General features: G+C 41.2%; 23 protein-coding genes. 11 read left to right on the forward strand and 12 right to left on the reverse strand.

All coding sequences use genetic code 11. The features are described from left to right. Nucleotides 1–342: 342 nt before the first annotated feature. From gcvP to QUE46_RS13665, 4 genes are all read right to left on the reverse strand, one after another. Nucleotides 343–3234, reverse strand: coding sequence for an aminomethyl-transferring glycine dehydrogenase (gene gcvP, locus QUE46_RS13650; RefSeq protein WP_286245232.1), 2892 nt, complete (start codon nucleotides 3232–3234; stop codon nucleotides 343–345). Nucleotides 3235–3388: 154 nt separating this feature from the next. After that, nucleotides 3389–3778 carry a glycine cleavage system protein GcvH gene (gene gcvH, locus QUE46_RS13655; protein WP_055017488.1) on the reverse strand — a complete coding sequence of 130 codons (390 nt, stop codon included), beginning with the start codon at nucleotides 3776–3778 and terminating at the stop codon, nucleotides 3389–3391. Nucleotides 3779–3983: 205 nt separating this feature from the next. Continuing rightward, nucleotides 3984–5066 carry a glycine cleavage system aminomethyltransferase GcvT gene (gcvT, locus tag QUE46_RS13660; protein WP_286245233.1) on the reverse strand — a complete coding sequence of 361 codons (1083 nt, stop codon included), beginning with the start codon at nucleotides 5064–5066 and terminating at the stop codon, nucleotides 3984–3986. 95 nt (nucleotides 5067–5161) lie between these two features. After that, nucleotides 5162–5761 (reverse strand): hypothetical protein, encoded by a 600-nt coding sequence (locus QUE46_RS13665; RefSeq protein WP_286245234.1) that lies wholly within the window; start codon nucleotides 5759–5761, stop codon nucleotides 5162–5164. 126 nt (nucleotides 5762–5887) lie between these two features. On the opposite strand from QUE46_RS13665, the gene QUE46_RS13670 reads away from it, so the two are divergent. Continuing rightward, nucleotides 5888–6736 carry a LysR family transcriptional regulator gene (locus QUE46_RS13670; protein WP_286245235.1) on the forward strand — a complete coding sequence of 283 codons (849 nt, stop codon included), beginning with the start codon at nucleotides 5888–5890 and terminating at the stop codon, nucleotides 6734–6736. 116 nt (nucleotides 6737–6852) lie between these two features. Here QUE46_RS13670 and rlmB read toward each other — a convergent pair whose 3' ends face one another. From rlmB to QUE46_RS13695, 5 genes are all read right to left on the reverse strand, one after another. Continuing rightward, on the reverse strand, nucleotides 6853–7596 hold the full coding sequence (gene rlmB, locus QUE46_RS13675) for a 23S rRNA (guanosine(2251)-2'-O)-methyltransferase RlmB (protein ID WP_273587177.1): 744 nt from the start codon (nucleotides 7594–7596) through the stop codon (nucleotides 6853–6855). Next, nucleotides 7593–10076, reverse strand: a complete 2484-nt coding sequence (gene rnr, locus QUE46_RS13680) for a ribonuclease R (RefSeq protein WP_286245236.1) — start codon at nucleotides 10074–10076, stop codon at nucleotides 7593–7595. Before rnr ends, rlmB begins: the two co-directional genes overlap by 4 nt. Before the next feature lie 146 nt (nucleotides 10077–10222). Continuing rightward, nucleotides 10223–10837 carry a DNA-binding response regulator gene (locus tag QUE46_RS13685; protein ID WP_286245237.1) on the reverse strand — a complete coding sequence of 205 codons (615 nt, stop codon included), beginning with the start codon at nucleotides 10835–10837 and terminating at the stop codon, nucleotides 10223–10225. A 2-nt stretch (nucleotides 10838–10839) separates the two neighbouring features. Continuing rightward, nucleotides 10840–11937 carry a sensor histidine kinase gene (locus QUE46_RS13690; RefSeq protein WP_286245239.1) on the reverse strand — a complete coding sequence of 366 codons (1098 nt, stop codon included), beginning with the start codon at nucleotides 11935–11937 and terminating at the stop codon, nucleotides 10840–10842. After that, on the reverse strand, nucleotides 11934–12104 hold the full coding sequence (locus QUE46_RS13695) for a hypothetical protein (protein ID WP_286245240.1): 171 nt from the start codon (nucleotides 12102–12104) through the stop codon (nucleotides 11934–11936). Before QUE46_RS13695 ends, QUE46_RS13690 begins: the two co-directional genes overlap by 4 nt. Nucleotides 12105–12262: 158 nt before the next feature. On the opposite strand from QUE46_RS13695, the gene QUE46_RS13700 reads away from it, so the two are divergent. From QUE46_RS13700 to queG, 4 genes are all read left to right on the forward strand, one after another. Next, nucleotides 12263–13129 (forward strand): DMT family transporter, encoded by an 867-nt coding sequence (locus tag QUE46_RS13700; RefSeq protein ID WP_286245241.1) that lies wholly within the window; start codon nucleotides 12263–12265, stop codon nucleotides 13127–13129. After that, on the forward strand, nucleotides 13126–13827 hold the full coding sequence (locus tag QUE46_RS13705; protein ID WP_286245242.1) for a glycerophosphodiester phosphodiesterase family protein: 702 nt from the start codon (nucleotides 13126–13128) through the stop codon (nucleotides 13825–13827). Before QUE46_RS13700 ends, QUE46_RS13705 begins: the two co-directional genes overlap by 4 nt. A gap of 51 nt (nucleotides 13828–13878) precedes the next feature. After that, complete coding sequence (locus QUE46_RS13710; protein WP_286245243.1) at nucleotides 13879–15096, forward strand: methyl-accepting chemotaxis protein; 1218 nt, start codon at nucleotides 13879–13881, stop codon at nucleotides 15094–15096. A gap of 113 nt (nucleotides 15097–15209) precedes the next feature. Then, on the forward strand, nucleotides 15210–16343 hold the full coding sequence (queG, locus tag QUE46_RS13715) for a tRNA epoxyqueuosine(34) reductase QueG (RefSeq protein WP_286245244.1): 1134 nt from the start codon (nucleotides 15210–15212) through the stop codon (nucleotides 16341–16343). A 32-nt stretch (nucleotides 16344–16375) separates the two neighbouring features. Here the strand turns inward: queG and QUE46_RS13720 are convergent, their stop codons facing one another. The 3 genes from QUE46_RS13720 to QUE46_RS13730 form a co-directional block, all read right to left on the reverse strand. Further along, the gene (locus tag QUE46_RS13720; protein ID WP_286245245.1) at nucleotides 16376–17503 is read right to left on the reverse strand and encodes a PleD family two-component system response regulator; all 1128 of its coding nucleotides are present in this window, start codon (nucleotides 17501–17503) and stop codon (nucleotides 16376–16378) included. A gap of 48 nt (nucleotides 17504–17551) precedes the next feature. Next, nucleotides 17552–19543, reverse strand: coding sequence for an ATP-binding protein (locus tag QUE46_RS13725; RefSeq protein WP_286245246.1), 1992 nt, complete (start codon nucleotides 19541–19543; stop codon nucleotides 17552–17554). Nucleotides 19544–19653: 110 nt separating this feature from the next. Next, on the reverse strand, nucleotides 19654–20145 hold the full coding sequence (locus tag QUE46_RS13730) for a GNAT family N-acetyltransferase (protein WP_286245247.1): 492 nt from the start codon (nucleotides 20143–20145) through the stop codon (nucleotides 19654–19656). A gap of 82 nt (nucleotides 20146–20227) precedes the next feature. On the opposite strand from QUE46_RS13730, the gene QUE46_RS13735 reads away from it, so the two are divergent. The 6 genes from QUE46_RS13735 (at nucleotide 20228) to QUE46_RS13760 (ending at nucleotide 25719) form a co-directional block, all read left to right on the forward strand. Beyond that, nucleotides 20228–20800 (forward strand): glutathione peroxidase, encoded by a 573-nt coding sequence (locus QUE46_RS13735; RefSeq protein ID WP_286245248.1) that lies wholly within the window; start codon nucleotides 20228–20230, stop codon nucleotides 20798–20800. 79 nt (nucleotides 20801–20879) lie between these two features. Next, nucleotides 20880–21161 (forward strand): peptidylprolyl isomerase, encoded by a 282-nt coding sequence (locus tag QUE46_RS13740; protein ID WP_004589432.1) that lies wholly within the window; start codon nucleotides 20880–20882, stop codon nucleotides 21159–21161. A gap of 55 nt (nucleotides 21162–21216) precedes the next feature. Further along, complete coding sequence (locus QUE46_RS13745) at nucleotides 21217–21795, forward strand: glutathione S-transferase family protein (RefSeq protein WP_286245249.1); 579 nt, start codon at nucleotides 21217–21219, stop codon at nucleotides 21793–21795. A gap of 17 nt (nucleotides 21796–21812) precedes the next feature. Next, nucleotides 21813–22163, forward strand: coding sequence for a DUF2750 domain-containing protein (locus QUE46_RS13750; RefSeq protein WP_004589430.1), 351 nt, complete (start codon nucleotides 21813–21815; stop codon nucleotides 22161–22163). A gap of 153 nt (nucleotides 22164–22316) precedes the next feature. Beyond that, nucleotides 22317–22997: a hypothetical protein gene (locus QUE46_RS13755; RefSeq protein WP_286245250.1), complete on the forward strand. Its 681-nt coding sequence runs from the start codon at nucleotides 22317–22319 to the stop codon at nucleotides 22995–22997. Nucleotides 22998–23145: 148 nt separating this feature from the next. Then, nucleotides 23146–25719 (forward strand): M1 family metallopeptidase, encoded by a 2574-nt coding sequence (locus tag QUE46_RS13760; protein ID WP_286245251.1) that lies wholly within the window; start codon nucleotides 23146–23148, stop codon nucleotides 25717–25719. Nucleotides 25720–25746 lie beyond the last annotated feature (27 nt).

Raw genomic sequence — 25746 nt, forward strand, 5'->3', positions numbered from 1 at the left:
TCCAGTCTATCAACACTCTTGATCTGATCCAATAGTTTTAGACATGTCTTACTTTTTAACTTTACTCTAACAAACTTGCGCGAAAAAAATTTTACGCCTAGGGTATCGGGGTTAGCAGTAGTAATGTACGGGACTCTAACTTAAAACTTATAGCTTAAAGCTCATTTTTATTCTGACAGCTGAAAGCTGATGGCACCTTTACTCTTCCCTTTGCAACTAGCTAACTTTCTTCAAAACACAAAAAAGCCGTTGCATTGCTGCAACGGCTTTTTAAATTTTGATAAATTCCCAAACTTTAATGGGATTTACTACCCATTAAAGTTCAAATATTAGTCTCTGCTCTTAGTCGCGGTAAGTCTCTACCGCTGGGCATGAACATACTAAGTTACGGTCGCCGTATACATCGTCTATACGTGTAACGGTTGGCCAGAACTTGTCTTTAGCTACCGAAGGCACTGGGAAGGCTGCGTAAAAACGGTCGTATGCGCGATCCCATTCGTTACCTAATACATCAGCTTGTGTATGCGGTGCAAAAACAAGTGGGTTGTTTTCGATTGACCATTCGCCTGAGATTACTTTGTCGATTTCGCCTTTGATTGACACCATTGCTTCGATAAAGCGGTCTATCTCGCCTTTTGACTCAGACTCAGTTGGCTCAATCATCAATGTGCCCGCTACTGGGAACGACATAGTGGGTGAATGGAAGCCGTAATCTTGTAGGCGCTTAGCTACGTCCATTTCAGTAATGCCTGACGCTTCTTTTAATGGGCGTAAGTCAACAATACATTCGTGCGCAACGCGGTTGTTGCGGCCACGGTATAAAATTGGGAAGTGCTGGCTTAACTCGTGTGTTAAGTAGTTAGCGTTCACAATGGCCATTTCGGTGGCTTGTTTTAAGCCCTCTGAGCCCATCATGGTAATGTAAGCCCATGAAATAGGTAAAATAGCCGCTGAGCCGTAAGGCGCTGCCGATACTGCACCGTTGTTAATGTTTGTACCTGGTACGTTAATTACGCTGTGGTTTGGCATAAATGGCGCAAGGTGCGATTTAACACCAATTGGGCCTACACCAGGGCCGCCGCCGCCGTGTGGAATACAAAACGTTTTATGCAAGTTTAAGTGCGATACGTCTGAGCCAATAAAGCCTGGGCTTGTTACGCCCACTTGTGCGTTCATGTTTGCGCCGTCCATGTAAACTTGGCCGCCGTGCTCATGAATAATGTCACAAATTTCGCGAATGGTTTCTTCGTAAACACCGTGTGTAGATGGGTATGTAATCATAATACACGATAAGTTTTCAGACACTTCTTCAGCTTTCGCTTTAAGATCGGCCATGTCTACGTTACCGTTTTTGTCGCAGTTAACTACCACAATTTTCATGCTGGCCATTTGCGCAGATGCAGGGTTAGTACCATGCGCTGAGCTTGGAATTAAACATACGTTACGGTGCGCATCGCCACGTGACTCGTGGTATTTACGAATCGCGATTAAGCCTGCGTATTCACCTTGTGCGCCAGAGTTTGGCTGTAGTGAAACCGCATCGTAACCGGTAATGTTAACTAGCCAGTCGTGTAGCTCGTTAATCATTATTTGGTAACCTTCTGCTTGGTCCAGCGGGCAGAATGGGTGAAGGTTTGCGAATTCAGGCCATGTAATTGGGATCATCTCAGCGGTCGCATTTAGTTTCATAGTACATGAACCTAACGAGATCATTGAGTGGTTAAGCGCTAAATCTTTGTTTTCAAGGCGCTTAATGTAGCGAAGCATGTCTGTTTCGCTGTGGTAGCTGTTAAAGTTTGGATGCGTTAATACTTCGTCATCGCGTACTAAACTCGCAGGAATAGAGTCGCTGCCGTTTGCTTCAATATCGGCTGCAAGGCTGTCTACGCTAAGGCCGTGGCCTTCGCCTAGTACAATATCAAATAACTGCGCTACGTCTTCACGTGTTGTGGTTTCTGAAACTGAAATTGAGTATTCGCCATCGTGGTTTGTAGCAAAGTTAACGCCTTGTGCAATGGCACGTGCTATTACGTCGGCTTTACTGTCGCCAACGATTGTTAGCGTATCAAACCATGTGCTGTGCTTAAGTGCGATACCTTTAGCTTTTAGGCCTGTTGCTAAAATATCAGCAAAGCGATGTATACGCTGCGCGATAGTTTTTAAGCCTTGTGGGCCGTGGTAAACCGCGTAAAACGCGGCCATGTTGGCAAGTAGTACCTGCGCTGTACAAATGTTTGAGTTGGCTTTGTCGCGGCGAATGTGTTGTTCGCGTGTTTGCATTGCCATACGTAGTGCGTCGTTACCTAAGCGGTCTTTAGATACACCAATAATACGCCCTGGTAATGAACGTTTGTAAGCGTCACGTGTTGCAAAAAATGCAGCATGTGGGCCGCCGTAACCCATAGGTACACCAAAACGCTGAGCCGAACCAAGTACTACGTCGGCACCTAATTTACCCGGTGCTTTTAATAGTAATAAACTCATAATGTCGGCAGCAACACAGGCAATGGCCTTTTTGCTTTGTACGCCAGCAATTAGGTCGGTTACATCAACTACTTCACCCGATGTAGATGGGTATTGGAAAAGCGCACCAAAAATGTCGTGGTTAACGGCATCTGCTGCTTTACCAACAATTATTTCAAAACCAAACTGCTCAGCACGGGTGCTTACTACGTCAATAGTTTGTGTGTGTACGTCGTCGGCGATAAAAAAGGCATTGGCTTTTTTAGCTTTAGATACGCGTTTTGCAAGGCCCATTGCCTCTGCAGCAGCGGTTGATTCGTCAAGTAACGAGGCACTTGCTAAATCAAGGCCTGTTAAATCTAGGGTCATAGTTTGAAAATTTAATAACGACTCTAAACGCCCTTGCGCAATTTCCGGCTGGTACGGTGTGTACGCTGTATACCAACCTGGGTTTTCTAGTACGTTACGTAAAATTACGTGCGGTACGTGCGTTGGGTGGTAGCCTTGGCCAATGTACGATTTGAAAACTTTATTTTTGCTTGCTACCGATTTTAAGTAGCTTAGTGTTTCAACTTCAGTACGGCTTTCGCCAACTGTTAATGGCTGCTCTAAGCGAATGCTTGCAGGTACAGTTTGGTCGATCAGCTCTTGCACACTTGATACTTCTAAAGCACTTAGCATATCGCTTACTTGTGCTGGGCTAGGCCCAATATGGCGGCGAATAAAATCTTGCTTTTGCTCTAATTGTTCAAGAGATTTGGCGTTTGACATGAGTCTAGATTCCTATGATCCTAAATACTAACGGGTAATTAGTATTGATTAAAATATGTGATGATTTAATTACGTACTGTGTATGGGGAGTAGGCCGTTAAATCATAAAAGCCCCAAAAACAGTGAATGGGGCTTTTGTCATCTACTTAGAGTATTACTCTTCGTCGATTGTGTTAGCGTAGTCTTCTGCGCTAAGTAGGTTTTCAAGCTCTGACTCGTCAGTTGCTTTAATGCGGAATAACCAGCCGTCACCGTATGGGTCGTTGTTAACCGTTTCTGGTGCGTCTTCTAGCTCTTCGTTAATCGCTACAATTTCGCCGCCAATTGGGGCATAAATGTCTGATGCAGCTTTAACCGACTCTGCTACTGCACAGTCTTCGCCTGCATCTACTTCGTCGCCTACTTCAGGTAGCTCTACAAATACCATGTCGCCAAGCAGCTCTTGTGCATGCTCAGAAATACCCACAGTAAATGTACCGTCACCTTCGTTGCGAACCCACTCGTGAGAAGAGGCGTATTTTAAATCGCTAGGGATATTGCTCATTATTTTGTTCCTTTGGTTATGATACCAATCAAGTTAAATATTTAACCACTTAGCGGTCTAAATAAAGCGCTAACATCGTTATTAATTTCTCAGGTAGAACAACTACATCTCAAAATTAATGCCTTGTTATCACTGTATTTATCCGTCGCTGTAAGTGGTTAATAAATCTACATGATTGGTATTATTGGGTGATAACACCAAATTTTTAAATGATTGATTTGCCGTTACGTACAAAGCTAGGCTTTACTACTTTAACGCTAACTAATTTTTTGCGCATTTCTACTTGGGCTGTATCCCCTGTTGAACGCGGTACACGTGCAAGGGCTACACTAAAACCAAGCGTTGGTGAGAAAGTACCTGAGGTAATAACCCCTTCTCCACCTTCAACAATTACTTTTGAGCCGCTACGCAATACGCCTTTTTCTTCAAGCACTAAACCAACAAGTTTGTGTGTGCTTTTTTCGGCGCGTTGCTTAACAAGTACGTCACGACCAATAAAGTCACGATCTTCAGGTTCCCATGCAATGGTCCATGCCATGTTAGCTGCAAGTGGCGATACGCTCTCGTCCATATCTAGGCCGTAAAGGTTCATACCTGCTTCTAAACGTAGCGTGTCGCGTGCACCTAAACCTGCAGGCGCTACACCTGCATCTAGCAGTTGTTGCCATAAATCGGCTGCTTGCTCGTTCGGTACTACAATTTCGTAACCGTCTTCGCCAGTATAACCCGTTGTGGCAATAAATAAATCACCCACTTGAACGCCAAAAAATGGCTTCATACCTTCAACGGCTGCTTGTTGCTCGGCATTTAAAAGTGTGGCTGTTTTTGCTTTTGCGTTAGGGCCTTGCACAGCAATCATTGCAAACTCAGGGCGCTCAGTAACGGTTACTGTAAAGTCGGCTGATACCTTAGCTAAGTGTGCTAAATCTTTTTCGCGGGTGGCAGAATTTACCACTAAGCGGTAAAACGTTTCGCTAAAGTAGTAAATAATTAAGTCGTCGATTACGCCGCCTTGCTCGTTAAGCATGCCAGTGTAAAGCGCTTTACCAGGGACTGTTAATTTTGCTACGTCGTTTGCTACTAACTTACGTAAAAATGCTTTTGCTTGTTCGCCTTCAATATCAACAATAGTCATGTGTGATACGTCAAACATACCTGCATCGGTACGCACGGCATTGTGTTCTTCTATTTGTGAGCCGTAGTTGATTGGCATTTCCCAGCCATGAAAATCAACCATTTTTGCGCCTGCTTCAAGGTGCTTAGCATGTAGTACAGTTTTAGAAGTCATAACATTCCTTCACTTTTAAATTAACCCTGTGCGGGCGTGGCTTAAATAGATTAAAAACGGGTAAACGTTATTACATTCACCCGTTGTATTATTTATTAGGCAGCTTGGTTTTGCATTAGTGCAAAACCTTGTGCTTGTAAGTGCTGTTGCCATTTTAGTAGTTCTTGTTGTTTGGCTACTAACACAAAGTGCTGTTCGTCGTTTTTATCTATGGCGGTAATAAATACTTCGCCGCTTTGCGCACCATAACAAAGTTGTGGGTTTGATAAACGCAGCCCTGGCGTTAATTTAAACGCGCTAATTAAGGTATCAAAGGCGTTTTCTCCACACAGCGCTAGAGTGGCAAGGTCACTACGTAGTACATAGTCAATATCAAAACGAAGTTGCTGCTCATTTATAAGTGCTTGTAATTGCAAGCTTGCGCTGTGCGGTAATACAAATCTAAATGCGGTTTCGCTAAAGTAATAAACAGCAAAGCTGTAGTCAGAATTTAAATCGCCATCAAGTGTGCCTTTTAGGCCTAAGCCGCTGGCTGTAAGCTTAGTAAGATCCAACCCTAAAATAGTGCTTAAAAATACACTGGTTTCACTGCCGCTAAAATCCATTACAACCAGGTTGTTATTAGCTTGCACGGCATTAGTAACTGCACTTGCAGCATTGCTGTGGCGGGCAAACATTATTGGGTTAAAAGTCATAACAAACACCTGTGTATTTTTGATATCAAAAGTATATTGCGCCACTGTGACAACAACAAATTGTAATTATTAATCAATTGATAAATAATACTTATATATATGGCTATATAAATTGTAATTTTAAATATGAAAAACATATCAACCGACAGTTTGCGTACCTTTGTAATGGTTGTTGAGGTAGGAGGATTTGCAAAAGCGGGCGACCTACTAGGGTTATCGCAGCCTGCGGTAAGCTTGCAAATTAAACGCCTTGAAGATTTACTCGGTTATAAATTATTTAAAAAACAAGGCCAGCGCCAGGTGCTTAATCAGTACGGTGAGTTACTTTTGCCTATGGCAAAACAAATGATGCAGTATAACGATGCTATTTTGCAGCAATTCACCTCAGAGAGCATAACCGGTAAAGTGCGCTTGGGGATTCCTAGCGAATTTGCTGCGCGCATTTTGCCCTCTATTATTGGCGACTTTGTTTCGCTTTATCCTGAGGTGTCGCTGGAAGTTAAATCACGCTTGAGTAAACATTTGCTGTCGGCTTCAAGGCAAGATCAATTTGATCTTGTTTTAGCGCTTAACGAGCGCCTTAATTCAGACAAGTTTCCTATTTTTATGCAAGATGAGCTGGTTTGGGTGGGCGACCTAGCACAAGCAAAAAATGAGGTAGTCACTTTAGTAACCGCGCCTGAGGGCTGTATTTATAGGCGCCGCGCTACCGATGCACTTAAAAGTGCAGGTATAAAATACCGTATTGTATACAGTAATGCCGACTTAACCGGGTTAATAGCCGCCATAAAAGAGGGGTTAGGTATTACTATGCTGGCTAAAAGTACGGTACCAAGCGATCTTAATTTTCAGGCGCAAAGTAAACATTTACCTGCTCTTGGTAGTATAGGTATTAGCTTAATAAAAAGCGGGGGGGAGTCGGAGCACGCCGTAGATAAACTTGCTGAGTTTATTGCCCTACGCTTAGGCTATTAATCTACGTTTAATACCAATTTAACAGCCTAAAAATAAAAACACCGAGATTAAATAAACCTCGGCGTTTTTCTCATTTTGCGTTAGGTTTTTACCAATACGCAATATAATACAGCAACTTAGTTATTTGCGTTACGTTGGCGTAATACTTCAAATAAACAAATACCCGTTGCTACCGATACGTTTAAGCTAGACACAGTGCCAGCCATCGGAATTTTAACTAACACATCGCAATGCTCACGCGTTAAACGGCGCATGCCCTCACCTTCTGCGCCCATTACAATGGCCATTGGCCCAGTCAGGTTTGCATCAAACACGTGGGTATCTGTTTCGCCCGCAGTGCCCACAACCCATACGCCTGCATCTTTAATTTCACGCAAGGTACGTGCAAGGTTTGTTACCTGAATAAGCGGTACGGTTTCGGCTGCGCCACAGGCTACTTTACGTGCTGTGCCGTTAAGCTTGGCCGACTTATCTTTAGGTACAATAATCGCGTGTACGCCTGCCGCATCTGCGCTACGCAGGCAAGCTCCTAAATTATGCGGATCAGTTATGCCATCTAGCACCAATAAAAACGGCGTGTCTTCGCGGGCAATGATCTCATCTAAATCTTTTTCGTTGTAAACACGCGCTGCTTTTACATTAGCAATAATGCCTTGATGCTGCTCATCGTTTGCTTTGTTATCTAGCGCTTTTCGCTGCATAAATTGTACAGAAATACCAAATTTACGTGCTTCATTAATAATCGGGGTTAAACGCTTATCATCACGGCCTTTAAGGGCATAAATTTCTAAAAAACGCTCTGGCTCTTTTGCTAAAATTGCTTCAACAGAGTGAAAGCCAAAAATTAATTCATTACTCACGTATTGTTTGCTCCTGAGCTATTACGTTTGCGGGCATTTTTGCCAGGTCTTTTAGGCTTTTTAACTGCCTTTTTTTTCGATTTTTTCTTGGTGGTGGCTTCAGCGGCTTTTTTACCGGCAGGCTTTGCACCAGACTTACCCTTACGCGCTGGCTTTTTACCACCCTTTGATTTTTCATCACTTGATGGAGATTTGCCAGGGATTTTACCCGCTTTAAGCTGCGCTCTTACACTTGCTGGTGCATGGCTTGATTTACCGCGCCCTGCTCCTTTAGCTGTACCACGGCGACGCGCATATCTATCTTGAGCTACATCACCACTGAGCGTTAAATTAATACGGCGCTCATCTAAACTCACCGAAGCAACTTGTACCGTTACTTTGTCACCAAGGCGGTAAACGGTATGAGTATGCTCGCCAATTAGGGTGTGTTTTGCACCATCATGTTGGAAGTATTCATCACCTAAATTAGTAACATGAATCAGCCCATCAATTTGTAAATCGTCTAGGCGTATAAATAAACCAAAGTTAGTAACCGATGAAATTACCCCGTTAAACTCATCACCCACGTGGTCTTGCATAAACTCACATTTAAGCCAGTCGGCAACTTCACGCGTTGCGTCGTCTGCGCGGCGCTCGGTAGTTGAACACTGCTCGCCTAGTTGGTCTACTTCGTCGTCGGTATACGCGTATGCGCCCGATGTTTGCTGACCTTGTGCTTTTATTACCGCTTTAATTGCACGGTGCACCACTAAATCAGGGTAACGGCGAATGGGTGAAGTAAAGTGTGCGTACGCAGGCAGCGCTAAACCAAAGTGGCCTATGTTGTCTGGTTGATAAACCGCTTGCTTCATTGAGCGAAGTAGCATGGTTTGAATAAGCTCGGCCTCTGGACGATCGCCTAAACGGGCTAACACCTGGGTAATTTCTTTCGGTGTTGGCTCATCACTTAATGTGCTTTGAATACCAAGCTCACCTAAAAACTGCGTAAAGTTACCTAGTTTTTCTTGATCTGGCTCATCGTGCACACGGTACAAGGCGCTGGCTTCGTGTTTTTCTAATAATTTAGCCGCCGATACGTTGGCTAAAATCATACATTCTTCAATTAGCTTATGCGCGTCGTTACGAACAACGGGCACAATTGATTCTATTTTTCGGTGTGCGTTAAATACAAAACGCGTTTCGAGCGTTTCAAATTCAATAGCACCACGGGTTTGGCGCGCCGATTTAAGCGCCATATACATTTGCTGTAAATCAGTTAAATGTGGCACAACGGGTGCGTATTCTTCGCGTAGTTTTTCATCGCCTTGTAAAATGGCATTTACTTTGGTGTAGGTTAAACGCGCATGCGAGTTCATCACCGCTTCGTAAAACTTATAACCCGAAAGCTTGCCAGCCTCTGATACCGTCATTTCGGCCACCATACAAAGGCGATCTACTTTAGGGTTAAGCGAACATAAACCGTTCGACAACACTTTTGGCAGCATTGGGATTACTTGCTCAGGAAAATACACTGAGTTACCGCGAGCAATCGCTTCTTTATTAAGCGGCGTGTTCATACCTACATAATGCGATACATCGGCAATGGCTACCCATAAGCGCCAGCCGCCAGACTTTTTACGCTCACAATATACGGCATCATCAAAGTCGCGAGCGTCTTCTCCATCTATTGTAACCAGTGGCAGGTCGCGTAAATCTACACGGCCTTGTTTGTCGGCTTCTTCAACAAACTCACCTAAATGTGCAACTTGCTCTTCTACTTCTTCTGGCCACACATGAGGAATATCATGATTGCGCAGTGCCACTTCTATTTCCATACCTGGCGCTAAATGCTCGCCCAGTACGTCAATAATTTTGCCTACCGCGTTCATGTTACGGCTAGGATTTTGCGTGATTTGCACTTGCACCATTTGGTTATGGCGCGCGCCATTTTCACTGCCTGGCAGAATAATAATATCTTGGGTAATACGTGGGTCTTCGGCTACAACAACTGCAATACCATGCTCAACAAAGTAACGCCCTACAATAGGGGCGCGCTCGTTGGTAAGTACTTTAATTATGCGGGCATCACATTTTGAGCCTGAACCACGTTTTGTGCCTTTAGCAAGTACTATGTCGCCGTGCAGCACCATGTTCATTTGATGCTTGGCTATAAACCAATCTTTGCTCTCGCCTTCAACTTCTAAAAAGCCAAAACCGTCTCTGTGGCCAATTACTTTGCCTTTGGTTAAACCGGCTTCGTCAATTAGGGCGTAACATTTAAACTTATTAAAATACAATTGACCATCGCGCTCCATGGCACGAAGGCGGCGCTTAAATGCAATTTGGCGTTCAGTATCGTTAACAGCTAATTCATCACAAAGTTGCGTAAAATTAGCTGGTTTTGAACGCTCTTGAAGGTGAGTAAGTATAAACTCACGACTAGGGACTGGGTTTTCGTACTTTTCTTGTTCTCGGCTGAGATTTGGATCTTGGTTTGACATTCACTATCTTGTTAATTGGTTATGTAGGTATTTTAACCCATATACATAAAATGAGACAGGTAAAAGCGTATGAAACTTTTAATAAACCGTATTAATTGTTAAAACATACGCTTAATGGCCTTAATAATCACTTAATATAAGCGAGATTATAACCAGCCTTTTTGCTTTGCTATACGCGCTGCATCTACGCGGTTAGTGGCATTGAGTTTTGCGATAGCATCGGATAAATAATTACGAGTTGTTCCTTCGCTTATAAACAGCTGTTTAGCTATGTCGCTTGTTTTTAAGCCATCGCTTGCAAGCTTAAGTGCTTTGCGCTCTTTATCAGTGAGCGGGTCGGCATCATCTAGGGCGTTAATGGCAAGTTCTGGGTCTATCACCTTTTGCCCTTGCATTACTTTTTTAAGCGCATTGATAAGCTCATCACTTGGCGCTTCTTTTAAAATGAAACCTTTAACGCCTAGGGCAAGCGAGCGCCTAATATAACCAGCTCGCGAAAACGTGGTCATAATAACCATTTTAATGGACGGGAACGTGGCCGCTATTTGCTCACTTAGCTCTATACCGCTCATGTGTGGCATTTCAATATCGGTTAAAATTATGTCTGGTAATGCCTCCTCAGACATTGCTTTTATTGCATTTAGGGCATCTTGGCCGTTACTGGCTTGGCCTATCACTTCAATATTAAAATCAAGGCTTAACAATGCCCCTACTGCGTCGCGCACTAGTGCTTGATCTTCCACTAAATATACTTTGATCATTGTTAATCCTTAGCTGAAATTGGCAGCATTACGTTTAAAGTAAACTTATCTCCACAGGTAAACGTGGCATGGCCATTAAGTTGCTCTGCGCGCTCTTTAATACCATTTAAACCGTTACCTGCATTTAATGTGCTGCAAGGTGCGTTATCAACCACACTTATATGTAGCTGATGCTGTGTTTGCTCTATGCGTATCTCACAGTTTTTATTACTGCTATGGCGTAATAAATTAGTGACCGCTTCTTTAATTATAAGCCCTGCAATCCCTTCTACTTTGGGAGGTAAAGTATCTAATACAACATTAAAGTTAACGTTAAAGTCTTGCTCTATTAGTCTTTGTTTTAGTTGTGCTATTTGGCTTATTAAATTCAGTTGTTTTAAATCGCTTACTGCGTTTCTTACATCGCTTAACAGCTGCCTGGCCAGCTCTGCTACCTGCGCTATTTCGTTGTTAGCTTGTTCGTAACGCTCGCCTTGGTTTAGCTTATTAGCAAGCTCAGCTTTTAAAGCAATAGATGAAAGCGAGTGGCCTAAAATATCGTGCAGATCGCGCGCTATTCTCTCGCGCTCCGCTATGGCGGCTAGCTGCTCAAGTTGGTTAGCACTTTCTTGCTCACGCATTTTATGCAGGCGCTCTTTTTGGGTTGCAATCCCAAAGGCCAACAGCGCTCCTGAAATTAATAAAGTGCCGGCTAAAAAGTATTTTATGTTTTCTATATCAGCTAAATAAGCGCTCAATGCCACTGTAAAAACAAGGCTAAAAACAGCATATAATCTGCTTTTTTTAACATACGATTCACCCGCTATAAACGCGATAAAACCAAATAATGTAGAGGTACCTGTGGTATAAAATGTGGCGCTAAAACATACCACTAACATAACAACAAACAGCGTTGTTATACGCTTTGTTTCACAGTGCATGGCTTTTATGTAAAGCAAAATAAATACAATATAAAACGCCACGCTCATTACAATGGTATTGACTGGCAAGTTAGATAAGTTAAAAAGCGTGGGAAGCAAATAAAACCCAGTAAAAATTAAAGGTGCGTATTCCCAAAACTTTTTATTACTGGGCTTTAAAAGCGTATTTGTTGTACTCATGCCAGTGCCCCTAGTTCCTTGTTATTGCTTATAACATTATTTTTATTAATAAATATAAATAACACAAAAATACTAATGAGTATAAAGTAATCATTTATTGAAACACTAAAGCTAAGTGATTCTAAAAACTCGCTAATAGCGAGACTTATTAAAATTAACGTATTCATAGCCACCTCCCATTAAGATAAGTTAACTATGCCAAAGCCAAAAAATAATAAGAGTGTGAAATGTCATTAACTTTGCTGACATTTGTCATGTTTTAAAAATTTCATCCTGTGAGTTCGCCCCCAGTGATAAGATAATAAAAAAAGGAGTTCTCATTTAAATGCAGCCACAACAGCAAAGCCTGATTTACTTACATATTGCCGTGTTACTTTTTGGGGGCACCGCCCTTTTTGCAAAGTTAATAGGGTTAAATGCAATTGATATTACGGTGTATCGTACCGCTATTGCTGGCATGGCAATTTTGGCTATGCTGTATTTTCAAAAAAAACAAATTAAGTTAAACAAACCAAAAGACTACCTTATTGCGTTATTTTTAGGTGTGGCAGTAGGCATGCATTGGGTTACTTACTTTGCAGGCATGCAAATGGCGGGCGTCACTGTGGGTATGCTGGCTTTTTTTAGCTACCCAGTAATAACGGTATTTTTAGAGCCCTTGTTTAATAAAAGCAGGCCCCAAGCAAAAGATATTATAAGCGCAGCTGTGGTTGTATTAGGTATATATTTACTCGTACCCAGCGCAAATTTAGGCGACGATGTCACCTTAGGGGTTATTATGGGTGTGGTTTCGGCGTTGTTTTTTTCGATTAGAAATATTACCCATAAGCGCTTTTTTAGCCAGTATGGCGGCCCACAAACCATGTTTTATCAAACCTTAGTGGCAAGTGTTATGCTTTGCGCATTTATTAAGGTCCCTGTATATGAGGTAAGTAACCACGACCTTATTTTAATTGCTGTGGCGGGTATTATTTTTACCGCTACACCGCACTCGCTATTTGCAGCGAGTTTAAAGCATTTGTCGGCAGCTACTGCGGGGTTAATTGCGTGTTTACAACCGCTTTACGGCACTTTGCTGGCTATTGTTATTATTCATGAGCGACCAACACTACTAACACTTATTGGCGGTGCACTTATAGTCAGTGCAGCTTGTTTTGAAACGTGGTCTATTACTCAAAAGGCTAGAAAATGAAAATATTTGCGCACCGAGGGGCAAGCGGCAATTACCCTGAGAACACTAAAAGTGCTATTTTAGAAGCGTTAAATGTAGGGGTAGATGGCATTGAAGTTGATATTCAAAGTGCGCTTGATGACTATATGCTCATACACGACTCGTGGCTAGATAGAACCACCAGCGGGCACGGTAAAGTAAGCGACTTTACCGCGCAACAACTTAGTCTGTTGGATGCCGGTAACGGCGAGCAAATCCCCACTCTACAGCAATTACTTGATTGGAATAACAATAAAACATTACTCAATATAGAGCTTAAACATACCTTTGAGCTTGAAAAATTTGCCACTATTTTAAACAACAATATTGCTAAAGGCGTTATTACTAAAGGTAAAATTTTAGTATCGTCGTTTGATCACCATCAAATTCATTGGCTTAAAAATAGGTTACCGTGGTTACACATTGGCGCGTTAACCTCATCAATTCCATTAAATTATGCACAGTTTGCTCAAGAGCTAAATGCGTATAGTGTTCATGTAGACAAAAGCTTTGTAAATAAAGCCTTTGTAGATGATGCCATAGCACGAGGCCTGCAAGTTTACGCCTACACCGTAGATAGGCCAGAAGACATAGACTTGATGCTAGAGATTGGGGTGCATGGAATTTTTACTAACTACCCTGCTCGTTCTAAAACATATTTAGCAAACATTATTACTTGAGTTAACGATAACTTAGCCGATAATCTAGCTATGAAATTGGGTAAGCAATAAATGAGTGGTGTAATGCAAATTTATAATTATATTGAGCAAACATTTTTTTATACGCTTACGCGTAAAATTGTGGGCAACCTAAGCTTTGTATTTTTGTTTCAGGCCATTACGTTATTTTGGTTATATCAAAGCTTAAGTGAGCAGCATAGCACTAGCGCATTTTGGTTGTTAACTTTGGTTATTGTAGCGGGCTTTGCCTTTACTATTTTTTATATGCGCTATTTAATAGTTCGCCCTGTAAAAGCTATGTGCGACACTTTAGTAAACATTAACCAACAAGAAGCTAATTTAGCCGCCAACTTACCGCAATTTTCGTTCGATGAATTTAAAGAGCTAAGTACACAATATAATCTATTTACCAACCACTTAAGTGATTTACTAAGTACAACTCACGCCAGCGCTAAAGCTAGCGAGCAAAGCAATGTTGATGTAAATACTGCTATGCAAAATACGCAGCAGTTAAGTGAGCAGCAAACTCAGCTAAGCCACACTATTATCAATGCGAGTAACCAAATAGTGCAAAGCTTAGAAGGTATAGTGAGTAATACCGACAGCGTGCATAGCGTGAACAGTGAGCACTTAGGTTTTGTTAAGCTCTCGTCGCAAGAGCTTGCAAGCTTAGTCGATAAGGTATCGCTTATTGGTACCTCACTGCACAGGTTTTCTAAAACGGTGTCGGGCCTTAAAGAAAACAGCGAAAACATTCGCAGCATTTTAAAAATGGTTGAGGAGTTTTCGGATCAAACTAATTTACTGGCACTAAACGCTGCCATTGAAGCGGCACGCGCTGGCGAAGCTGGCAGAGGATTTGCTGTTGTTGCTGATGAAGTACGTACATTATCGGTAAAAGTAAGTGGCGCAACCCGACAAATAAGCGACTTTATTAACCAAATGAATGAGCTGGTTAACGAAACCAATCAAGAAAGTGAGCAGTTAATTAGCCACTCAAGTACCGCACAAAGCGCGATTAGTAACACCTCTGAAGGGTTTAAAACAATGCTAAGTGAGTTTGAACAAAACCAACAGCAGCTACAGCAAATAGCCGATGCGGTGCACACGCTAGAGCAAGCGCAGCAACACACTCACCAATCAGTAGAGCAAATTGTTTCCTTGGGCGAGCAAGCTAAAAGCGCCATTGATCATGCGCTAAGTAATAGCCAGCAATCACATGCACTTAGCCAACAAACGCAACAGCAATTAAAGCGCTTTGTGCAATAGCGACTACAAAACAATGCTGAGCTGTGAATTAACTACTATTTTAAAGGCAACATTCAACAGCGCTTTATAAATATGGTAAATTACGCAGCTAATTATTTAAGTGTGTAATATGTGTGAGTAACTCAACCCCAAACTACCAACAGTTAGCCAAAAATATTAAAGCCTGGGGCCAAGAACTCGGCTTTAGTGAGGTCGGTATTACCGATATTGACCTATCTAAACACGAAGCACAATTACAGCGCTGGCTAGATGCGGGCTACCATGGCTCTATGGAATATATGGCAGCTCACGGCATGAAGCGCGCTCGCCCTGCTGAACTAGTGCCCGGCACCCAGCGGGTTATTTCGCTAAAAATGAACTACCTGCCCCCTGATGCTAGTTTTGCCAAAACACTAAAAAACACCGAAAAGGCCTACATTAGCCGCTATGCATTAGGGCGTGACTATCACAAATTAATGCGCAACCGACTAAAAAAGCTCGGCCAAAAAATAGAACAAGAAATTGGCGATTACGGTTTTAGGCCATTTGTAGACTCTGCGCCGGTGCTTGAGCGCCAACTGGCCGAAAAAGCGGGATTGGGTTGGCGAGGTAAACACTCTTTATTAATAAACCAAGAAGCTGGGTCGTGGTTTTTTTTAGGTGAGCTTTTTGTTGATTTACCACTGCCAATTGATAATGAAAACACGTTTGAAGGCTGCGGTAAATGCGTTGCTTGCATTACGCTGTGCCCAACAGGCGCAATAGTAGAGCCGTATGTGGTAGATGCGCGTAAATGTATTTCGTACTTAACCATTGAGCACCAAGGGCCTATACCTGAGCAATACCGTGCATTATTGGGAAATCGAATTTATGGCTGTGACGACTGCCAATTAGTTTGCCCATGGAACCGTTATGGTCAAATTACCGATGAGCAAGACTTTCATCCCCGTACGCAACTAAAAAATAAAGACTTACTTGAGCTATTTGCGTGGGATGAAGCTACATTTTTAAAAAATACCGAAGGCAGCCCTATTCGCCGTATTGGCCACGAACGTTGGTTGCGTAATTTAGCGGTGGGTTTAGGCAATGCCGATTTTAGCCCTAGCATTATTAACGCTTTAGAAAGCAAACATGAGTCTAGCTCGCAGCTAGTAAAAGAGCATATAGAGTGGGCGCTTAAGCAACAAAATAATAAACAACGAGAGCAGCTTCGTAAAACACAGCGCCTAATAAGAATTGTCGAAAAAGGCTTACCTCGTGATGCGTAAATCACTCATGTGAGCCTTATTGTCTGAGAGGTTTATTTTTTAAGTAACAAAGATAAATCTTGTTCAATTTCAGCAAAGGCGGTTTTAACTTGCTTCACCGACTCTTCTCTGGCAATTGAATTTTGAATAGTTTCGTCTACTTTTTTGTAAATAAATATCTCTTGGTCTTCATCTAACCCCATTGTGGGTATGCGTATTTCAAGCTCTTCTTGTAATTGCTTGAACACTTTTTCGTTACTTTCTCGGTTTTCGTTTAGCAGCCCAATCAGGCCATGAAACTTGCTATGCACTGTGCTGGCTACATCATTGAGTTTTTGCTGCTGTGACTCAAGCATTTGCTTGGTCATAATTGCACGTAACTGCTGCTCAGTCACACTCACAATAAAGCAAACGTGGTCACGAATACGCCCGTGTTTGTCTGGATCGTGATCTGGCATATTAAGAATTAACAAGCTTATCATCTCGTAATTAACTAATATACGATGAGAAAACTCATGTAAGCGACCTTTGTTTTTAAGCATATCAAACAGCTCAATTACAATAGGCGAGCACACTCCATTTAGGGCAAAGTGCTCTATTGTATCGCCATGTCTAAATTCAACATTACTTTGTAGGTCAAACGTTTGTAAGCAGTCTATTAAGGCTTTACCTAAATCTTGCGGGTTATTAATAAAACCAATGTTTTCGATGTAGTTAACTATTTGCCCCATTTCGCTACTGTTTGCCATAGCGTTAAATGCCGTAGATGTTGCAGCTTCTACTTGTTTTTCAAGGCTTTGCTTTTCTATTAATACTTGATTTAAGTTTTTAAGTTTTGATTTAAGTTCATCATGCCCAAACGGTTTTACAATGTAATCCTCAGCACCAACTGAGTAGCCCTCCATGCGCTCTTCAACCGTTCCCCTAGCTGAAACAAACATAACAATTATATGCGCGGTATTCGGATTCGCCTTTAATGCTTTACACACTTCGTAGCCATTCATTTGCGGCATACTTACATCAAGTAAAATAACTTGGGGCATGTAGCCCTCAACCATGGCTAAACACTCGGGGCCGCTTGTGGCAACTTGTAATTCGAAATCAAGATCTTCTAAAATTTCTTCAATAATTTCAAGGTTGAAAGGTTCATCATCTACAGCAAGAATTTTAGTTAAGGCCATATTTTCATCATCCAATTAAATATTATTTAACATTAATTACACATAAACTTAGCTATCTTGTACTGCTAGCTTGTCATCGGCTAAATGCTCATCTAAATCTATTTCTAGGGGTACCTGAATCCTAATTGTTGCACCACCACAGCTGTTATTACTTGCCGTAATTTCGCCTTGATGAAGCGATACAAACTCTCTACAAAGCGCAAGCCCTAAACCAGTACCGCCAGCGCCACTATTCGTTTTGCTACTTTGTACAAATTTAGTAAATACGTGCTCTAATTCGTCCTCAGGTATACCTATTCCATTGTCTATCACATCAATAATGGCGCTGTTTTGATCAGCCATTAAATTCACTTGAATACGACTTTTAGGCTCACTAAATTTAAGTGCGTTACCTAAAACATTACGCAATAATTGATTAATCTGTTCTTCATCACACTGCACAACCACTGGCCCTGGTTTTGAAAAAATAATTTCAATTTCTTTTTCCATCGCCGTGCCCGATACATCATCAATACTGGTTTTAATAATATTTTCTATGTTGTATGGACGTGGATTAAAAGGAAATTTCCCCACATCCAATTTAGATAGATCAAGTAAGTTGTTTAGTAACGACAGTAAGCGCTCGCCACTGCTTTCAATGCGTGATAAGTATTTTAATAATTTATCTTGAGCAAAATCGCCGGCTTCTAACTTACTCAAACCAAATCGTGAAAAACTCAATATAGAGTGCATGGGGGTGCGTAACTCGTGCGACATGTTAGCCAAAAATTCTGATTTACTTAAATTCGCGGCTTCGGCTACATTTTTGGCGTGCTCTAACTGCGAGGTACGCGCTCGCACTTGCTCTTCTAGAAGGTCTTTGGCTTCAAGGAGCAATTCTTCTTTTTGTTTTAAGTGAGTTACATTTTTAAATATTACCGCCAACGCAATTTCACCATGGTGGTCTATTTCGTTAAATGAGCCAACCAGTGGAATATACCCGCCATCTGTTTTTTGCAAACGTAGGTCGCTGCTAAACTGGCGATTACTGTTTAATGTTGTGATCTTATTTTTTATTTCAGCACTTGATTCCTCATCTAAAAATTCAAATACAGAAAAACCCGCGAGTTTGTCAAAGGGCAGCCTAAACAGCCTTAAGCAGGCATCGTTTGCTTCAATTACTTTGCCGTTGCGCTCAAATAGCATAATGGCGTCAGGCGTATTTTTATAAATAACTTGTAGTAGGCTGTCTTTTTCGATTAATGCATCAACGGTGTCTTGTAAACGCTCAACTAGTTCAGCATTACGGCGTTTTAAAAGCTCAGTTTGCCACAATTTATGTACCGATTGCAGCAGTACGCTATCGGTGAGGGGCTTTATTAAAACATCTTCAACCCCTTTACGAATTGCCTCTATCATTGAGACTTGCTCAGGGCGCGAAGTAAACAGTAGGCATCGGCAATCTGGTTGAGACATTTTAATAGCAGAAAAAATATTTAAACCAGTACCATCTTCAAAACTAAAATCGCTAATCAAAATATCTATACTATTTTCATTAGCCACTGCCACCGCTTGGGTAGCACTGGTTGCGGTTAGCGTTTTTATATGTGCCCCGACTAAATTACTTTTCATTTTTTCAAGGCGCTCAGGCATATGATCAACAAGTAAAATAGTAGGTAGTTTTAAAACGTGGCTAGAGCCAAGCTCTAAGAGATTTTCGAGTAGTGTGGTAATTTCTTTATTTGAAAAAAACGGATAAATAACCGTTGCATCTGGAACGAGTTTATTAAGCTCGCTAAAGGCAGTGAGTTGCTCACCGCTTTCGGCTTTAGGAGCAAGTAGTACACAGCGGTCTTGTGAGATTTTTTGAGCTAACGACTTTACTACTTCACACGGTACTCCGTAAGCACCAATTACCAAGTCATACTGGCTGGTGTTAGAGTATAAATCAATCATAGAGTAATGAACGAGCTCAGCCTCACAGCCTATTAATTCTAGTAAAACTTTCACTCTCATTGCGATAACACTGCTGCTATCTACAATTAAAATTTTTCGACTCATTAAGCCACACTATCGTAAACACTTTATATGTTAATAGCGTAGCCTATAATTTCTTAGTTGGTATAGGTTGTTAGACTTAATTTTGATTTTTTTACCGATAAGCTCCACAACTATTTTGGTAGATGTTTACCAAAAATTGTTAAACTGAAGCGTTTATTGTCCATTACCGCGATATTAGGCAGCTCACCCCATACGCTAAAACCAAAGTGCTTGAATAACTTAATACTTGGTAAGTTATGGCTAAATATAAAACCAAGTAATACATCAATTTTTAGCTGTTTAGCTTTTATTTGGGCAAATTCCATCAGCTTTTTGCCAAGCCCTTTGCCTTGCGCCGCTTTAGTAATATAAATGCTCATCTCTACGGTGCCATCGTATGCAGGGCGCCCATAAAATGATTTATAACTTAGCCAAGCAAGTACTTGCTCATTTTCGCAATAAACATAAATGGGCCGCTTATCGGTGTGGCTATTAAACCACTCATGTTTGCTTTGTACCGATACTTCTTCGGTATCGGCGGTCACCATACGCGAGGCGATCGTTTCATTGTATATTGCGACAATGGCAGGTAAATCTTCTATAGTGGCTATACGTGTAGTCATAAGCGCTTAATTTTGTTGATCACTTTTGTGCATATTAGCGTAAGATAGACTCGTCAAACAATTATAATTTTAGGCGTTGAGTATGTTAAAAAAAACGATACTAGGGCTCAGTATTTTTATTACGAGCTTAGCAGCCCAAGCAAATGACACGTTACCTAGCAAACAACAGCAGCAACAATGTGAAGACTTTACAAATGTAGAAATACGTAAGCTGCGCTCAAAAGAATTCTTAAACTTATGCCAATTTAAAAACCGCCCTTTGCTCATTGTAAATACAGCAAGCAATTGTGGTTTTACATCTCAATTTGAAGGCCTTGAAAAAGTACACCAACAATATAAAGACAAAGGTTTAGTGGTATTAGGTTTTCCATCAGATGATTTTTTTCAAGAAGAAAACGATGAAAAAGACATAGCAAAAGTGTGTTTTATTAATTACGGCGTTACTTTTACTATGTTTACTACCAGCGAAGTTCGCGGCAGTGATGCAAATCCAATATTTAAACACTTAAACGCGCAAACCAGTTCCCCTAACTGGAACTTTTATAAATATTTAGTTTCAGCTGATCGTAAAACAATTAAACGCTTTAACAGTAAAGTAGCCCCTAATTCAAAAGAATTAATTGATGCAATTGAAAATACGCTACTCATCAATTAAGTTTATACTGGTACTGCGAGTTAAAACTAACTAGACTGGCTTTAATGGTTAAATACACCAACTTTAAACAGGAGATTTTATGGCAGTGGCAAGTGCAAGGCACATTTTAGTAGACAGCGAAGCAGAGTGCTTAGATTTAAAAGCTAAGATTGAACAAGGCGAAGACTTTGCAGAGCTTGCAAAAACATATTCAAACTGTCCTTCTGGTCAAGACGGCGGTGCACTTGGTGAGTTTGGTCCGGGTATGATGGTACCTGAGTTTGATAAAGTTGTATTTTCAGCGCCAATTAACCAAGTACAAGGCCCTGTACAAACACAGTTTGGCTATCACTTACTTGAAGTGACAAGCCGCTCAGAATAACGTTGATTTATCGCAACACAAAAAGCCGCTTATGCGGCTTTTTTTAGGAGCAATTATGAAACTTATAGGATCTAACCCTTCTCCATTTGCGCGCAGAGTAAGAATGTGGGCAGCACAAAACAATGTTGACTTAGCGCTAGTAAACCTAGATATTTTTTCTGAGCAAGACCGCCCTACCTTAGCCAGTAACAACCCGGTAAGAAAAATACCGGTTTTAATTGATGGCGATTTAACGCTAAGCGATTCAACCACTATTTTACGCTACCTTATCGCCAAGGCTGGTAAAACACCACTAAGCTGGTCGCAAGAGCACCTACTTAATATTATCAACGCCTGTAACGACTCGTTAGTAGAATTAGCACTTTGCAGACGCTCAGGATTTGATACTAGCGACGATAAATTATTTTTTAATCTGCAAAACGAGCGAATTGCACAAACATTAAGCTATTTAAATAGTCATTTAAACGATGATGAATTTAAAGGCTGTGAATGCCTTAACATCAGTTTATACTGCCTACTAGATTGGATTTGCTTTCGTGATTTAACAGACTTTAGTCAACACGCTGCTTTAGTCAGTTTTTATAACGACTATGGCACGCGTCAAGCTGCAGTAAGCACCGATCCTAGACTCTAAACAAATAAGGTAAACACATGAGCGATATTGAAATTGAATCACAACTAGTTAGCTTTGTAGAAAAAGTACGTTTAAGCGAGCAAGTGTGGGCGTTAGGAGGCGACGACGGCGGCTTTGTAGTGTGCGAATCTAACCAGTTTGCCGAAACGGATGTACTGCTTTTATGGGAAAGCGAAGACGCAGCAAAAGCCCAATGTAAAGAAGAGTGGCAAGAATTTACGCCTGTAGAAATTAATCTAGATGAATTTTTAGATGAGTGGGTAGAAGACTTAAACGAAGACAGCGCATTAGTTGGTTTAAATTGGAATGACGACCAAGTGTGTGTAGAAATAGAGCCTGTTGGCTTAGCACGCGCACTTAGCGAATAACTATCACTATAAATTAAATAGTGAATACAACACCTGCTTTTTAAGTGGGTGTTTTTGTTTTGTAGCTAAAAACATAAATACTAAAATCGATACTCGCATGTTTATCTGTTTTAAGTATAAAATATAACATGTCATTAATTTCAAGGGATTACGTTGAAAACCCATCTTGGCCGCCGCCCTTTTTCAGCAATGGAGCTGCATACGCTTTATAACGGCTATATTTATGGCGACTTTAAAGTAGCAAGAGAGCAAGCAAAGCATTGGCATTTTTGGTTGCCATTAATTGCCTATTACAGTGGCGCATATAGCGATGAAATAGGCTGCTTAACGCTTGACGATCTTAAGCTTAAAAATGGCATTTTATGTTTTAATTTTCATACTAATGGAAAAATAAAAGCGCGCTTGGTTCCGGTGCATCAAGCCTTAGTTGATGCTGGACTTAACGACTTTATTGCCTTTGTTAAAGCACATAATCACACACGTTTAATGTTTGATTTACCGGCTAAGTCTGGCCGTTACAGCGAAAAAGTACGCATTTGGTTTACCGGTGAAGGTGAGCGTGCGGGTTATTTACAAAAATGTGCCATTCCTACTGTTGATCAGCTCGGTATGAAAACCGCCATAAGTAGCCTACGACTTAATTTTGAGCAACAAATACGTATTTACGCACTACAGGCGGGCTCAAAAGATGCCTTTAATTATTTAATGGGGTTTAACGAATACCCCAATGATAAATTTGACGATACCGCCATACTAAACAACGTAATACAGCAAATTAGGATCATTAACCCACAGCTGCATTGGCAGCGCTTTACCTTGCGCCAAAGCCACTGACACTATTTGTTACTATTTTAAATCCAAGTAGCCACTTTATTAAATTACTCTCATAAAAAAAACTGCTAGGATATCTAAATCTCAATTTTTAAGGGCATAGAAATGCCTGTTTGAGTCAGTTTCTAACAACAACAATCTAGGGATCACTATGTTTTTAAAAAGCCTATTAACAGTAAGTGTTGCTTTAGCAATGACTACTGCCAACGCTAACGAGTTCGTTATCGAAAAGCTTGCTAAACCAAGTTCACAAAAGGTGTCGTTAACACTCGACCCAAGCCAAGACACCTTTACAGGGATGACAGAAATAGCCCTAGAAGTGTTAAAACCCACTCACTACATTGAACTTAACGGCGTGGCTTACGCAGTTAAAATGGCGCAGCTATTAGGCGATAAAAACTGCGACTTAAATAACGAAATGCTAAAAACAGAAAAAGTGAAATTTAGCTGTGATGAGAAAATTCAACCAGGAAAATACACCTTAAAAATCGATTTTTCAGCGCCTTATAATCGCCAAAGTGTAGGCTTATATAAAACGTTAGACCAAGGCACGCCATACTTATTTACTCAATTTGAAATGAGCGATGCGCGTCGTGCATTTCCGGTATTTGATGAACCAAGTTATAAAATTCCATTTCAGTTAACCATTACCGCACCCACATCGCAAAAAGTCTATGCCAATACGCCAGAGCTAAAAACAGCTGTTAATGGCGATATGACCACTCACTTTTTTGATAAAACACCGCCAATTCCTTCTTATTTAGTTGCAATGGCTGTGGGTCCGTTTGAGGAACTTGAAATAAAAGATATGCCAATCCCAGGGCGTGTTATTACCCCGCAGGGTAAAATTCATTTAGCTGATTACGCAAAAGAAAACATGCCTAAAGTGCTTGCTGCACTTGAAGAATACTTTGGTATTCCATACGTTTATAAAAAATTAGACTCTGTTGCTGTGCCAGAATTTCCATTTGGTGCAATGGAAAATTCAGGCCTAGTAACCTACCGCGAAGATATATTACTGGTTGATTTAGCCGCTGCTACACGTAGTAAAAAACAGCGTAATGTGTCGATTATTGCTCACGAGCTTGCCCATCAATGGTACGGTAACTTAGTTACCATGAAGTGGTGGAACGACTTATGGTTAAACGAAGCATTTGCCAGCTGGATGGCGGCAAAAATTACTAAGCAGCTTAATCCAGAATTTGAATCTCACCTTGATTTACCACAAAACAACGTAATGGCACTGGATGCGCGCTTAAGCACTAAACCTATTCGTAAGCCAATTAAAACCGAAGCCGATATAATGGATGGTTTAGGGCTAGCCTACAGTAAAGGCAGCGCTGTGCTTGCTATGGTTGAAAACTGGATTGGTGAACAGGCATTCCAAAAAGGGATACAGAGTTACTTAAAAAAATTCTCATATAAAAACGCCGAAGCAGCCGATTTATGGGAAGCACTAGGTAAAGCTTCTAATAAAGATGTTGCCAGTGTTTTAAAATCATTTATTGAACAGTCTTCTTTTCCGCTTGTAGATGTAAAACAAGATGGTAAAAAAATTACTATATCGCAAAGTCGCTTTGCTAATGCCGGTGTAGATGCACCTGCACAGCTTTGGAATGTCCCTGTTGGGATAAAATATGGCGCTGGCGATAAAGTAAAAACAGCCAGTATTTTACTTAATAAACAAAGCCAAACTTTAACGCTTGATTTTGAGCCAGAGTGGATTTACCCCGATGAAGGCGCACTCGGTTATTACCGCTGGGTAATGGACGATGCGCAGTTTGACTCACTGATAAAACATGCGCCGCAAGCACTTAATGATCGTGAGCGTTTAGCGCTGCTTTCTGCAACTGATGCACTACTTGATGCAGGTGTGATATCGGCCGCTAAGTTAATGCAAACCTTAGAAGTATTTGTAAGCGATGATCACCCTCGCGTTGCAAATACAGCGTTGGGCTATTTAGTATCGCAAAAAAATACCTTTAAAGATGAAAGTAACGAAGCGTTATGGCCTGAGTTTATTCGCAGTGCAGTAATGCCTGCAGCTAAAAAATACTCACTTGAAGCACAAGCTGGCGAAGACGGTGCAGTTTCGCAGCTACGTGCAGGTGTTGTGTCCTTGCTAGGTTTTGATGGCGAAGATCAACGTGTGATCAGCAAAGCAAAAGAGCAAACGCAAGTGTACTTAAACGATCCGCAAAAAGTGGATCCGTATTTAGCAGCTACCTACCTAAAACTTGCCGCCTATAATGGAGATAAAGCCTTACTTGATCAATTTATGGCAACCTTTAAAACCACTAAAGATCCACAAGTACGCACAAACATGCTGGCAGCAATGGGCTTTATGGGTAAAGCGCAGTTACAAAAGCAAGTGTTAGCCTATACCTTAACCGACGAAGTAACCGCCTCTGATATGCGCACTATTTTAGCGGGTCAAAGTTATAGCGAGTCGCGCCAAGCACTATTTATTGAATGGATATACAACAATTACGACAAGGTAACACAAAGCTTACCGCCGTTTTTTGTGCCTAACTTACCGTACTTTACGACCGCGCGTTGTGATGAACAAAGTTTAGCAACCACGCAAACTTTCTTTAAAGATAAAATTGAAGAAACACCAGGCTATGCGCGTACCTTAAGCAAACTTGAAGAAAGTACCCATGACTGTATTGCGCTTAAAGAGCGTGAACTGGCATCAGTTAATGACTTTTTAAAAAGCAAATAAGCTTAATTAAAAAGTGAAATAAGCATA

Origin of the sequence: Pseudoalteromonas sp. MM1, from assembly GCF_030296835.1 — a bacterium.
In the GTDB taxonomy this organism is placed as follows: Bacteria; Pseudomonadota; Gammaproteobacteria; order Enterobacterales; family Alteromonadaceae; genus Pseudoalteromonas.